Source organism: Xanthomonas sp. F14 (assembly GCF_014199865.1).
Window position 1 is genome coordinate 399,153 of record NZ_JACHOM010000005.1, and the last position, 12,767, is coordinate 411,919.

Consider the following 12,767-nt stretch of genomic DNA (forward strand, 5'->3'; position numbering starts at 1 on the left):
GCGCGTACGCTGCGCTGGCTCTGCACGCCGCGCGCCATTCGACCGCAGCGCGTTACAGTCTTGGTGACTCCGCGCACCAGGTTCCCATGCACGCCGTCATCTATCACAACCCCAACTGCGGGACCTCCCGCAATACGCTCGCCCTGATCCGCCACACCGGCATCGAACCGCAGATCGTCGATGACCTGCAGCACCCGCCCACCCGCGAAACACTGCAGTTCCTGATCGCCGCCGCCGGCATCCCGGTTCGCGCGGCCATGCGTCAGAAAGGCACCCCGTATCTGGAACTGGGACTCGACGATCCCGCGCTGGACGATGCCGGGCAACGCGTAACAGTCTGATAGACAGATACCCGAAACACGCAGTCGCTCCACATCAAGCGCAGCCACCTCAGCTCAGATGCGAAACGCCAAGCAGCGCCACTGACGCCCCAGCGACCAATCCCTAATCCTGATTCCCGACTCCCCAATCCCGACTCCCCAACCTCACCCCCACCTACCGCACAGGTCTTAGAATCGCCGCAACGTTTCCCGGGAGCAGCCAGATGATTCGCGAGATTATCCGCATGGGCGACAAGCGCCTGCTGCGCGTGGCGCCGCCGGTGACCAACCTGGGCAGTGCCGAGCTGCGCGCGCTGGTGGCCGATATGTTCGAGACCATGGACGATGCGCGTGGCGTCGGCCTGGCCGCACCGCAGATCGCGGTGGATCTGCAGCTGATGGTGTTCGGCTTCGAAGCCAGCGAACGCTATCCCGATGCACCGGCGGTGCCGCGCACCGCGTTGGCGAATGCGCAGATCGAACCGCTGTCGGAGGAGATGGAAAACGGCTGGGAAGGGTGTCTGTCGATTCCCGGCCTGCGCGCTGTTATCCCGCGCTATCGCCACATTCGCTACCGCGGCTTTGCGCCGGACGGCAGCCCGATCGAGCGCGAGGCCGAAGGCTTCCACGCACGCGTGGTGCAGCACGAGTACGACCATCTGGTCGGCCGCCTGTATCCCTCGCGGATCGAGAACTTCGCCACCTTCGGCTTCGAAGACGTGCTGTCCTACGACCTGTAGGCCATCGGTCGCAGCTGCACCCGCATGTAACAAGGGCGCCTTGCGGCGCCCTTGTCGTGCTTACTTGAGCGCCTTGAAGCGCAGACGCTTGGGACCTGCGTCATCGCCCATGCGGCGGCGCTTGTCTTCTTCGTACTCGCGGTAGTTGCCTTGGAAGAACTCCACGTGCGAGTCGCCTTCGAACGCCAGGATGTGCGTGGCGATGCGGTCCAGGAACCAGCGGTCATGCGAGATCACGAAGGTGTTGCCCGGGAACTCCAGCAACGCATCTTCCAGCGCGCGCAGGGTCTCGATGTCCAGGTCGTTGGACGGTTCGTCTAGCAGCAGCACGTTGCCGCCCTGCAGCAGGGTCTTGGCCATGTGCAGACGACCGCGCTCACCACCGGACAGCGAGCCGACCATCTTCTGCTGGTCCTGGCCCTTGAAGTTGAAGCGGCCGATGTAGGCGCGCGACTGGATCTCCACGCCGTTGATGTTGAGGATGTCCAGGCCGCCGGCAATCTCCTGGAACACGTTGTGGTTGCCTTCCAGCTTGTCGCGGCTCTGGTCCACGTAGGACAGCTGCACGGTCGGGCCGACCACGATCTCGCCGGAATCGGGCTTCTCCGCGCCGGTGATCATCTTGAACAGGGTCGACTTACCGGCACCGTTGGGGCCGATGATGCCGACGATGGCGCCGGGCGGCACGATCATCGACAGATTGTCGATCAGCAGGCGGTCGCCGAACTTCTTGGAGACGTTCTTGAACTCCATCACCGCATTGCCCAGGCGCTCGCCCGGCGGGATGAAGATCTCGTTGGTCTCGTTGCGCTTCTGGTAGTCCACCGACTGCAGTTCTTCCAGGCGGGCCAGACGCGCCTTGCCCTTGGTGCGGCCGCCCTTGGCGTTCTGGCGCGACCATTCCAGTTCCTTCTGGATCGCCTTCTGGCGCGACTTTTCCTGGTTGTCTTCCTGCTTGAGGCGCTCGTCCTTCTGGGTCAGCCAGTCGGTGTAGTTGCCCTTCCACGGAATGCCGCGGCCGCGGTCCAGTTCCAGGATCCACTCGGCGGCGTTGTCGAGGAAGTAGCGATCATGCGTCACCGCCACCACGGTGCCGGTGTAGCGCGCCAGGAACTGCTCCAGCCATTCCACCGATTCGGCGTCCAGGTGGTTGGTCGGTTCGTCGAGCAGCAGCATGTCCGGCTTCTGCAGCAGCAGCCGGCACAACGCCACGCGGCGCTTTTCGCCACCGGACAGCTTGCCGACCACCGCGTCCCACGGCGGCAGGCGCAGCGCATCGGCGGCCACGTCCAGCTGGTTTTCCAGGGTGTGCGCATCACCGGCGGCCAGGATCGCTTCCAGGCGTTCCTGTTCCTTGGCCAGGGCGTCGAAATCGGCGCCTTCCTCGGCATAGGCCAGGTACACCGCATCCAGCGCGGCCTGGGCCTGCAGCACGTCGCCCACGCCTTCCTCGACCGCTTCGCGCACGGTGTGCTCGGGGTTGAGCTGCGGTTCCTGCGCCAGGTAGCCGACCTTGATGCCGGCCTGGGGACGGGCTTCGCCCTCGAAATCGGTGTCCACGCCGGCCATGATCTTCAGCACCGTGGACTTGCCGGCGCCGTTCAGGCCCAGCAGGCCGATCTTGGCGCCCGGGAAAAAGCTCAGCGAGATGTCCTTGATGATCTGCCGCTTGGGCGGGACCACCTTGCTGACGCGGTTCATGGTGTAGATGTATTGCGACATGGGTGCTCCGTGGACGCAGGCAGCCCACCGGCCGGGGCCGGAGGCAGCGGAAAAGGGATTGCGCCGATTATACGGGCAACCGGCCTGGCTCGCGGCGGCGCGTCGGCAGCTAAACGGCAGCTTACCTTCCACCTGAATGGGCGTTTTCGTAATCGATTCCAGCAAGAATGCGTTAAGGCGGCCAGCGCCTTAATGAAATTGCGACATCGCAGACAGGAGCAATCCCATGAACCGCAAACGCATCGTGACTGTTGTGCTTTCCTCCATCCTGGCGCTGGGCTCCGTGGCCCCGGCAGCGTTTGCCGACGACTGGGGCCGCGGCCACGACCGTCGTGGTCATGATCGCGACGATCGCCACGACCGCGATCACCGTGGCAATTGGCGCAACGACCGCCGCGACTGGCATGACGAGCGCCGGGCCGACCGCCGCGATGACCGCCGTTACTACAGCAACGGCTACCGCGAGGGGTATCGCGATGCCCGTTATCAGGACCGTCGCTACGACCGCAACCGGGTCTATGTCTACGATCGCCCCAGCTACTACCGCCCCGGCCCGCCGCCGCGCCCGTACTGGGCCCGCGGTCAGCGTTATCACGGCCCGGTCTACGTGATCAACGACTACGACCGCTACAACCTGCGCCGCCCGCCGTATGGCTACCGTTGGCAGCGCGACAACACCGGCAATCTGCTGCTGGTGGCCATCGCCACCGGGGTGATCGCCGACCTGGTGCTCAACAATTAGGCCTCGGCAGTGGCTCGACCCGGCCGGGCCGGCGAGTAGGGCATCCGCAAAGGCGCACTCCGGTGCGCCTTTGTCGTTCAGCACGGAACCCGCAATGGCGCGCCCGGCCTGCGCCCGCGTCTCAATTGGTCACCTGTCCATGCGGGGGCTTACAATCTGCGCCCCTACTGGCAACAGCTGCCCCGGAGCTCTGCATGTTCTCGCGCGACGTCCGACTGGAAACCTACGACCCCGAACTGGCCCAGGCCATCGCTGCTGAAGCCGGCCGCCAGGAGGATCACGTCGAGCTGATCGCCAGCGAAAACTACTGCAGCCCGCTGGTGATGGAGGCCCAGGGCAGCCAGCTGACCAATAAGTACGCCGAAGGCTACCCGGGCAAGCGCTACTACGGTGGTTGCGAGTTCGTCGACATTGCGGAGCAGCTGGCGATCGAGCGCATCAAGCAGGTGTTCGGCGCCGATTATGCGAACGTGCAGCCGCATAGCGGCTCGCAGGCCAACCAGGCGGTGTATCTGGCGCTGCTGCAGCCCGGCGACACCATCTTGGGCATGAGCCTGGCCCATGGCGGCCACCTGACCCACGGCGCCAAGGTCAACGTCTCCGGCAAGCTGTTCAACGCCGTGCAGTACGGTGTCAACGAGCAGGGCCTGATCGACTATGACGAAGTCCAGCGACTGGCCACCGAGCACAAGCCGAAGATGGTCGTGGCCGGGTTCTCTGCCTATTCGCAGAAGATCGACTGGGCGCGTTTCCGCGCCATCGCCGACAGCGTCGGTGCGTATCTGTTCGTGGACATGGCGCATGTGGCCGGCCTGGTCGCCGCCGGTGTGTATCCGAGCCCGCTGGAGCATGCGCACGTGGTCACCTCGACCACGCACAAGACCCTGCGCGGCCCGCGCGGCGGCATCATCGTGGCCAAGGGCGCGAGCGAAGAGCTGCAGAAGAAGCTGCAGTCGATCGTGTTCCCCGGCATTCAGGGCGGCCCGCTGATGCACGTGATCGCGGCCAAGGCGGTGGCGTTCAAGGAGGCGCTGGAGCCGGAATTCAAGACCTACCAGCAGCAGGTGGTCAAGAACGCGCAGGCGATGGCCAACACGCTGATCGCGCGTGGCTACAAGATCGTGTCCGGCGGCACCGAAAATCACCTGATGCTGGTGGACATGATCGGCCGCGACGTCTCCGGCAAGGATGCAGAGGCCGCGCTCGGCAAGGCGCACATCACCGTCAACAAGAACTCGGTGCCCAACGACCCGCGCTCGCCGTTCGTCACCTCCGGCCTGCGCCTGGGCACCCCGGCAATCACCACCCGCGGTTACCTGGAGCAGGACAGCATCGACCTGGCCAACTGGATCGCCGATGTGCTCGACGCCCCCAGCGACGAAGCGGTGCTGGCCAAGGTCCGCGACGCGGTGACCGCGCAGTGCAAGAAGTATCCGGTGTATGGCTGAGGTGCCGGGATTGGTGATTCGGGATTGGGGATGCGCGGTAAGCGCGTCCTTGCTCCTGCTGTTGCCAATCCCTAATCCCCACTTCCTAATCTCGGCGACCTGATGCACTGCCCCTTCTGCCAGCACAACGACACCCGCGTGATCGATTCGCGGGTGTCCGAAGACGGGACGACGATTCGTCGGCGTCGCGAGTGCGAGGCGTGTGGCGAGCGTTTCAGCACCTTGGAAACGATCGAGCTCAAGCTGCCGACCGTGGTCAAGAGCGATGGCGGGCGCGAGGCGTTCGACGCGCGCAAGCTGCGCACCAGTTTCGACCGCGCGCTGCAAAAGCGCCCGGTGTCCGAAGAACAGATCGAAGCGGCAGTGCGCGCGGTGGTGCATCAGTTGCGTATGTCCGGCGAGCGCGAGGTGGGCTCGCTGCGGGTGGGCGAATACGTCATGGTCGAGCTGCGCAAGCTGGATCATGTGGGCTATGTGCGCTTCGCCTCGGTGTACCGCAGCTTTCAGGACGTGGCCGATTTCCGCGAGGAAATCGAAAAGCTCGAGCGCGAGCTCCCGGTCGGCATCGAGCAGTTGCCGTTGCTGGAAGCGGCCCTGGAGCGCGCCGGCAAGCCCGGCAAGCGGTGAGCGCGATGCGCATCGCGTGCGTGGCCGACACGCCGCAGCTGCTGCCCGCCATCGCGCAGGCGCATCTGCAGGCCTTCGGCAGTCTGTTGCCGGACTGGAATTTCGATCAGGCCTTGAGCGAGTTGCGTAGCCACACGCGCGACGGGGTGATCCCGACCACGTGGGTGGCGCTCGATCAGGCGCAGTGGCTCGGGTCGGTCAGCCTGCTGGAAAACGACGATTCGCGCATTCGGCAATGGTCGCCATGGCTGGCGTCGCTGTACGTGCAGCCGCAGGCGCGCGGGCAGGGTATCGGCGAGGCGCTGGTGATGCACTGCGTGCAGGCCGCCGCGCGCATGGGCGTGCCGGCGTTGTACCTGTATTGCCAACCAGTGCTGGTGCCGTTTTATCAGCGGCTGGGCTGGCAGACGCATGCAGAATTACTGCTGGGGCCGATGCAGATCGTGGTGATGTGTATCGAACCGCAAGCGGCAACGCAATGAGCGCAACGGCCGACGATCATCGCTGGATGGCGCAGGCATTGCGCCTGGCCGAGCGTGGCGCCTACACCACCCGCCCCAATCCGATGGTTGGCTGCGTGCTCGTGCGCGATGGCGTATGCGTGGGCGAGGGCTTTCATCAACGTGCTGGCGGCCCGCATGCGGAAGTGTTCGCGCTGCGCGCGGCCGGCGCGCTGGCGCGTGGCGCCACCGCCTACGTCACGCTGGAGCCGTGTGCGCACTACGGACGCACGCCGCCCTGTGCGCTGGCCTTGATCGATGCCGGCGTTGCGCGTGTGGTTGCGGCGATGGCCGACCCGTTTCCGCAGGTCAACGGCGGCGGATTTGCGTTGCTGCGCGAGGCCGGGATCGAGGTGCTGAGCGGCGTCCTGCAGGCACAGGCGCGCGCGCTGAATCGTGGGTTTCTGTCACGGGTGGAGCGTGGGCGGCCGTGGTTGCGGGTCAAGCTCGGCGCCAGCCTGGATGGGCGTACGGCGCTGGCCAGCGGTGAATCCAAGTGGATCACCGGAAGTGACGCGCGCGCAGACGTGCAGCGCTGGCGCGCGTGTGCGGGCGCGATTCTCACTGGTGCAGGCACGGTGCTGGCCGACGACCCCTCCATGACGGTGCGGCTGGGCGATGACACGCCGGTCGTGCCGCCGCTGCGCGTGGTGCTCGATGCCGGGCTGCGGACGTTGGCATGCAGGAACCTGCGTCAGGGTGATGCGCCCACGCTGTATCTGCATGGCGAGAATGTGGCCGCGCCGTCGCTGGACGATGCGCAGTTCCTTGCGATGCCGTTGCATGCCGGCCGCTTCGATCTGGCGGCGGTGGTGGCCCTGCTTGGCGAGCGCGGCATCAACGAGGTGCATGTGGAAGCCGGCGCAACGCTGGGTGGTGCGCTGCTGCAGGCCGGCCTGGTCGACGAACTGCTGGTCTACATGGCGCCGGTACTGCTGGGCGATACCGCCAGGCCGCTGCTGGCCGGGCTGGGCATCGAGACGATGGCGCAGCGCGCTGCGTTGCAGCTGCTGGATGTGCGCCAGCTCGGTCAGGATCTGCGTCTGCGCTATGCGCCGGTTGTTGCCGGGTGAGCGCTGCATGGCGCGCGCGATGCAGCGCAGCTGTGCTGTTGCGCGCATGAAAAAGGCCCCGCATGCGGGGCCTTGGTGTATCTGCGACGCGCCGATCAGAAGCTCGCGCGCACGCCGACCTTGTACTGGTTGGCGTCGTCGATGAACTGCGCTTCGGCGACCAGGCCCCAGGTGCGGGTGAAGTTGACCTGACCACCCAGGGTGCCGACGAACTCGCCTTCGTCCACGTCGCTACCGTCGATGTAGCCGGCCTTGATCCAGGCTTCGGTCCGCGGCGAGGGCTTGCCGCGCAGGCCCAGGTTGGCGAAGCCCAGGTTGGTCGAATCGGATGCCTTGTCGATCGAACGGCCGCGCAGGCGCAGATCGGATTCGACTTTGGTGCGCAGCACGCTGATGTCGGCGGTGAACTCGACGCGCTCGGTCATTTCCTGGCGGTAACCGATACCCGCCGTGGCCTGCTGCAGGGTGCCGTCGATCACGAAGCCGCTGCCGAGGTTGTAGTCCTTGGTGGCACGCTCGTAGCTGGCCAGCAGGTAGACCGGCTGGGCAATCTGCCAGGAGCCGCGGATGTAGCCGCCATCGATGTCGTCGGACGCGTCGTTGACGTTGATTTCGGTCCGGTTCCAGCCGCCTTCGACGTAGGAATAGCTCAGGCCTTCGGCCGATGCGGCAAACGGTGCGGCGGCCAGCAGGGCAGCCAGAATCAGGGTGTTACGCATTGGATGTCTCTCTCCGAATTGATGTCCGTGTCTCCGTCCCGTTGCGGGAGGGAAAAAAGCGACGTCTCCCGTCGCGGCGCGTAAATTAACAGATTCTTCACAATCCTGGCTATGGGGGATTTCCCCACATGACGCAGTGTCCTGCCAGCCTTGGCCCACGCTCAGCCATCGCGCCGATGTGCCCTGTTAGACTTTGCGCACCGGTTCGCCGGTACTCACGAACGTCTTCAGGGCGGGGTGCGATTCCCCACCGGCGGTAGGCATGCGCAAGCATGCGAGCCCGCGAGCGCTTGCACTTCAGGGTTGAGCGGATCCACGCGAAACCCCTGCTGCGCAAGGTCAGCAGATCCGGTGCGATGCCGGGGCCGACGGTATAGTCCGGATGAAAGAAGACGGCCAACGCGCAGCCTTGCGGCTGTGCGCGCGCCTGTTTGCCTTGTGGCGTTTTTCGCTCAACTCCTGCGAGAAACGACTATGTCCATGCGTCACCCGTCGCGCTGCGTCGCGATCTTCCACCGCACTCCGTCCGCGCTGTCGTCATCAACGACGGGGGGGCGCTGATGTTTACCGGAATCATCGAAGGCGTCGGCCATCTGGCGGCGCGCCAGCCGCAGGGCGGCGATGTGCGTTTCACCTTCGCCACCGGCAACCTGCCGTTCGAGGCGGTGCAGCTCGGCGAGAGCATTGCCGTCAACGGCGTGTGCCTGACCGTGATCGCTTTCGACGCGGGCAGCTTCCAGGCCGATGCCTCCACCGAAACCCTGTCGCTGACCACGTTGGGCGCCTTGCCGGAAGGTGCGTTGCTCAATCTGGAGCGCGCGATGCGCCCGACCGACCGCCTCGGCGGGCATCTGGTCAGCGGGCATGTCGACGGCCTGGGCCAGGTGCAGTCGGTGCACGGCGATGCACGGGCGCAGCGCTGGCGGTTTGCCGCCCCGCCGGCGGTGTTGCGCTATGTCGCCAAGAAGGGCTCGATCTGCGTGGACGGGGTCAGCCTCACCGTCAATGAAGTGGACGCGGATGGCTTCGAGGTCGCGTTGATTCCGCACACGGTGGCCAATACCGCGTTTGCGCAGACCGCAGTTGGCGCGCAGGTGAATCTGGAAATCGACCTGGTGGCGCGTTATGTCGAACGCCTGCTGGGCACGCGGGGTGCGGCATGAATTTCGCACCCGTTCCGGAATTGATCGAGGAACTGCGCGCCGGCCGCATGGTGGTGATCGTCGATGACGAGGATCGCGAGAACGAAGGCGATCTGATCATGGCGGCCGAGCTGGTCAAGCCGTCGGACATCAACTTTATGGTGACCCACGCGCGCGGGCTGGTGTGTCTTTCGCTGACCCGCGAGCGCTGCGCGCAGCTCGGCCTGGCGCCGATGGTGCGCAACAACACCGCGCAGTTCCAGACCAACTTCACCGTCAGCATCGAGGCGGCCGAAGGCGTGACCACCGGCATTTCCGCCTACGACCGCGCACACACCGTGCGCACCGCGGTGCGGCCGGATGCCAAGCCGCAGGATCTGAGCCAGCCGGGGCATATCTTCCCGCTGATCTCCCAGCCCGGCGGCGTGCTGACCCGCGCCGGCCATACCGAAGCGGCCAGCGACCTGCCGATGCTGGCCGGGCTGGAACCGGCCGGCGTGCTGGTGGAAGTGCTCAACCCGGACGGCAGCATGGCGCGCCGCCCGCAGCTGGAAGTGTTCGCGCGCGAGCACGGGCTGAAGATGGGCTCGATCGCCGATCTGATCGCCTACCGCCTGGCCAACGAGCACACCGTCGAGCGCGTGGACGAGCGCGAGATCAGCACCGAGTTCGGCCCGTTCACGCTGGTGACCTACCGCGACCGCATCGCCCACGACCTGCACTTTGCGCTGGTGCGCGGCACTGCCGATCCGGCCACGCCGACGCTGGTGCGCGTGCAGGTGGAGAACCCGCTGGCCGATCTGCTGCACTGGCAGCGCGACGACTTTGGCGTGGCCGCCACCGATGCCTTGCGTGCGATCGCCGCCGAAGGGCAGGGCGTGATGGTGGTGCTGTCGGCGCCGCGCGACAGCGAATCCTTGCTGGCGCGGTTGCGCCAGCAACCGGAAGCGGCCACCAACGCCAAGGACGTCAGCCAGTGGCGGCGCAACGGGGCCGGGGCGCAGATCCTGGCCGAACTGGGCCTGGGCAAGCTGCGCGTGCTGGGCACGCCGCGGCGTCAGGTGGGCCTGGCCGGGTTCGGCCTGGAGGTGGTGGAGTACCTGGAATGCCACGCGGGCGAAGGTGTGCGCTCGGTGCCGGCGGCCGCGCTGCCGTGATATAGCGCGGGCGGCATGGAGCCGCCGCTGTCCGGTGGTTGCAGGGCGCGCAACAGGAACCGCGCTGTCCGAGTGGTTCGCGCGGTTGCTGCGTATCGACCCTGCCAGCTGCCAGCTGCGAGCTGCACAGCCCCTGCTGCGCGCTCCACAATCGTTTCCTGGAGACATGGCCGGGCCTGCTTCGGCACCCCGGCCGGCACGTACCGGCCGGGCCAGGCCCCGGCAGCTGTTAAACTTGCCGCCCCCTCGAGTTGCCGACCCGCATGACCCACTACGAAGGCGATCTCCGCCCCACCACCGCGCGCTTTGCGATCATCGCCAGCCGCTGGAATGCCCGCATCACCGACGCGCTGGTCACCGGTGCGCGTCAGAGCCTGGCCGGCAACGGCATCGGCGAAGACGCCATCGACGTGATCCGCGTGCCGGGCGCCTGGGAAATTCCGATCGCCGCCAACCGCCTGGGGCAATCCGGACAGCATGCGGCGATCATCGCGCTGGGCTGCGTGATCCGCGGCGACACCCGCCACTACGAACACGTCGCCGACCTGTGCGCCGAAGGCCTGATGAGCGTGCAGTTGCAGACCGGCGTGCCGGTGCTCAACGGCGTGCTCGCGGTCGAGCGCGTGGAAGATGCCGAGGCGCGTGCCGGTGGCAGCCATGGCAACAAGGGCGAAGAATGCGCGCTTGCGGCATTGGAACTGGTCAATTTGATGGAGTTGTTGCCATGAGCAAGTCCGGTGGACACGCCCGCCACGTCCGTCGCGACGGCATCGACCCGGTGCTGCGTTCGCGCGCGCGTCGGCGTGCCTTGCAGGCGGTGTATGCCTGGCAGATTTCCGGCGGGTTCGCCAAGCAGGTGATCTCGCAGTTTGCGCATGAGCAGGCGCACGAAGTGGCCGATCTGGCCTATTTCGAAAACCTGGTCGAAGGCGTGCTGAGCAACCGCGCCGAGCTGGACACCGCGCTGACCCCGTATCTGGATCGCGGCGTGGAAGAAGTCGACGCGATCGAGCGCGCAGTGCTGCGCCTGGCTGCCTACGAGCTGCTGTATCGCCAGGACGTGCCGTACCGCGTGGTGATCAACGAAGCGATCGAAACCGCCAAGCGCTTCGGCTCCGAGCACGGCCACACCTACGTCAACGGCGTGCTGGATCGCGCCTCGGTGGAGTGGCGCAAGGTGGAGTCGGGCGCTAGCGGCGCTAGCGGCGCCTGAAGCGCCTCGGGATTGGGCAGTTGGGATTGGGGATTGGCCGCGGCGCTGGTCCCTGCCAATGTGCGCCGTGACCAATCCCCACTGCCAAATCCCCAATCCCGGCCCTTCAAATGCCCGAATTCGATCTAATTGCCCGCTTGCGCGCGCGCATTGCGGCGCGTGCGGATGTGCCGTTGGGGATTGGCGACGATGCGGCACTGCTGCAGCCGCCGCCGGGCGAGCAACTGGCGATCACCGCCGATACGCTCAATGCGGGCGTGCATTTTCCGCACGAGACGCGTGCCGAGGATCTGGGCTGGAAGACGCTGGCGGTCAATCTGTCCGACCTGGCCGCGATGGGCGCGCAGCCGCGCTGGTGCACCCTGTCGCTGTCGTTGCCGCACGACGATGCTGCCTGGGTCGACGCATTCGCCGATGGATTCTTTGCACTGGCCGATGCGCATGCCATTGCGCTGGTCGGTGGCGACACCACGCGCGGGCCGTTGGCGTGTGCGGTGACCGCGATCGGCAGCCTGCCGCCGGGTGCGGCGCTGCGTCGCGATGGTGCGCGTGTGGGCGACGACGTCTGGGTCACCGGCGCGCCGGGCGAGGCGGCGGCGGCCTTGTCGCTGTGGCAAGCCGGCCAGCTGGACGTGACCTGCGCGGCGGCTGATCCGTTGCACGAACTATGGCGCGGCCGGCTGCTGCGCCCGCAGCCGCGCGTGCAGGCCGGGCTGCGCTTGCGTGGGCTTGCGCACGCCTGTGTGGACATCTCCGACGGCTTGCTGGCCGATCTGGGCCATCTGTGCGAACGCAGCGGCGTGGGCGCGCAGCTGGCGCTGGCGGCACTGCCGGCGATGCCGCGCAGTACCGGGATCAGTGCGCTGCAATGCATCGGCTGGCAACTCGGCGGCGGCGACGACTACGAGCTGTGCTTCACCGCGGCCGTGCAGCACCGCGACGCGGTGGTGCAGGCAATGGACTTCGCCGGAGTCGCGGTGACGCGCATCGGCCAGATCGTCGCCACGCCGGGCGTGATGGTCCACGACGCCGACGGCAACCCGTGGCAGCCGCCGCAACGCGGATATCAGCACTTCGTGGGCTGAGCTGAGCGCGCAGGAAGCGTTGCGCGGGCGTGCTGCATTGCAGCCAACGTCTGCGGGTCGGGAGCGGCCATGCGATGGCATCCGCCGGCTTGCACTTCAGCACGTGCCAGCCGTTGCGGCGCCTACGCTCCCGCCTCCCGCCTCCCGCCTCCCGCCTCCCGAATCCCGCCTCCCGCCTCCCGCCTCCCGAATCCCGAATCCCGAATCCCGAATCCCGAATCCCGAATCCCGAATCCCGAATCCCGAATCCCGAATCCCGAATCCCGAATCCCGAATCCC

The 12,767-nt window shown here is 66.6% G+C and carries 13 protein-coding genes, 1 pseudogene and 1 riboswitch; of the genes and pseudogenes, 12 read left to right on the forward strand and 2 right to left on the reverse strand.

Annotation, left to right across the window (positions count from 1 at the left end):
- Positions 1-86: 86 nt before the first annotated feature.
- Positions 87-317 (forward strand): annotated as a pseudogene (locus GGR73_RS18360) (ArsC/Spx/MgsR family protein); the annotation flags it as partial.
- A gap of 227 nt (positions 318-544) precedes the next feature.
- The gene (def, locus tag GGR73_RS18365; RefSeq protein ID WP_046344300.1) at positions 545-1,060 is read left to right on the forward strand and encodes a peptide deformylase; all 516 of its coding nucleotides are present in this window, start codon (positions 545-547) and stop codon (positions 1,058-1,060) included.
- 60 nt (positions 1,061-1,120) lie between these two features.
- Here the strand turns inward: def and ettA are convergent, their stop codons facing one another.
- Positions 1,121-2,782 (reverse strand): energy-dependent translational throttle protein EttA, encoded by a 1,662-nt coding sequence (ettA, locus tag GGR73_RS18370; RefSeq protein WP_024940592.1) that lies wholly within the window; start codon positions 2,780-2,782, stop codon positions 1,121-1,123.
- A 226-nt stretch (positions 2,783-3,008) separates the two neighbouring features.
- Here ettA and GGR73_RS18375 point away from each other — a divergent pair, with 226 nt between their 5' ends.
- The 5 genes from GGR73_RS18375 to ribD all read left to right on the forward strand — a co-directional run bounded on the left by GGR73_RS18375 (position 3,009) and on the right by ribD (position 7,172).
- On the forward strand, positions 3,009-3,524 hold the full coding sequence (locus GGR73_RS18375) for an RcnB family protein (RefSeq protein WP_024940591.1): 516 nt from the start codon (positions 3,009-3,011) through the stop codon (positions 3,522-3,524).
- A gap of 194 nt (positions 3,525-3,718) precedes the next feature.
- A complete protein-coding gene (gene glyA, locus GGR73_RS18380) occupies positions 3,719-4,972 on the forward strand; it encodes a serine hydroxymethyltransferase (protein ID WP_046344297.1) in 1,254 nt (417 codons plus the stop codon).
- 102 nt (positions 4,973-5,074) lie between these two features.
- Complete coding sequence (gene nrdR, locus GGR73_RS18385) at positions 5,075-5,599, forward strand: transcriptional regulator NrdR (RefSeq protein WP_006453216.1); 525 nt, start codon at positions 5,075-5,077, stop codon at positions 5,597-5,599.
- Positions 5,596-6,081 carry a GNAT family N-acetyltransferase gene (locus GGR73_RS18390; RefSeq protein WP_184458224.1) on the forward strand — a complete coding sequence of 162 codons (486 nt, stop codon included), beginning with the start codon at positions 5,596-5,598 and terminating at the stop codon, positions 6,079-6,081. The genes nrdR and GGR73_RS18390 overlap by 4 nt, the downstream gene beginning before the upstream one ends.
- Positions 6,078-7,172, forward strand: coding sequence for a bifunctional diaminohydroxyphosphoribosylaminopyrimidine deaminase/5-amino-6-(5-phosphoribosylamino)uracil reductase RibD (gene ribD / locus GGR73_RS18395; protein WP_184458226.1), 1,095 nt, complete (start codon positions 6,078-6,080; stop codon positions 7,170-7,172). Before GGR73_RS18390 ends, ribD begins: the two co-directional genes overlap by 4 nt.
- Positions 7,173-7,267: 95 nt before the next feature.
- On the opposite strand, the gene GGR73_RS18400 is transcribed toward ribD, so the two are convergent.
- A complete protein-coding gene (locus GGR73_RS18400; protein ID WP_104567979.1) occupies positions 7,268-7,891 on the reverse strand; it encodes a hypothetical protein in 624 nt (207 codons plus the stop codon).
- Between the two features lie 219 nt (positions 7,892-8,110).
- Positions 8,111-8,289: riboswitch (FMN riboswitch) on the forward strand.
- 162 nt (positions 8,290-8,451) lie between these two features.
- On the opposite strand from GGR73_RS18400, the gene GGR73_RS18405 reads away from it, so the two are divergent.
- From GGR73_RS18405 to thiL, 5 genes are all read left to right on the forward strand, one after another.
- Positions 8,452-9,054, forward strand: a complete 603-nt coding sequence (locus tag GGR73_RS18405) for a riboflavin synthase (RefSeq protein ID WP_054592512.1) — start codon at positions 8,452-8,454, stop codon at positions 9,052-9,054.
- The gene (ribB, locus tag GGR73_RS18410) at positions 9,051-10,190 is read left to right on the forward strand and encodes a 3,4-dihydroxy-2-butanone-4-phosphate synthase (RefSeq protein WP_039525502.1); all 1,140 of its coding nucleotides are present in this window, start codon (positions 9,051-9,053) and stop codon (positions 10,188-10,190) included. The genes GGR73_RS18405 and ribB overlap by 4 nt, the downstream gene beginning before the upstream one ends.
- A 263-nt stretch (positions 10,191-10,453) precedes the next feature.
- The gene (ribH, locus tag GGR73_RS18415; protein WP_005997267.1) at positions 10,454-10,918 is read left to right on the forward strand and encodes a 6,7-dimethyl-8-ribityllumazine synthase; all 465 of its coding nucleotides are present in this window, start codon (positions 10,454-10,456) and stop codon (positions 10,916-10,918) included.
- Complete coding sequence (gene nusB / locus GGR73_RS18420; RefSeq protein WP_024940797.1) at positions 10,915-11,403, forward strand: transcription antitermination factor NusB; 489 nt, start codon at positions 10,915-10,917, stop codon at positions 11,401-11,403. The genes ribH and nusB overlap by 4 nt, the downstream gene beginning before the upstream one ends.
- A 110-nt stretch (positions 11,404-11,513) precedes the next feature.
- Positions 11,514-12,488, forward strand: coding sequence for a thiamine-phosphate kinase (gene thiL / locus GGR73_RS18425; RefSeq protein WP_184458228.1), 975 nt, complete (start codon positions 11,514-11,516; stop codon positions 12,486-12,488).
- Positions 12,489-12,767 lie beyond the last annotated feature (279 nt).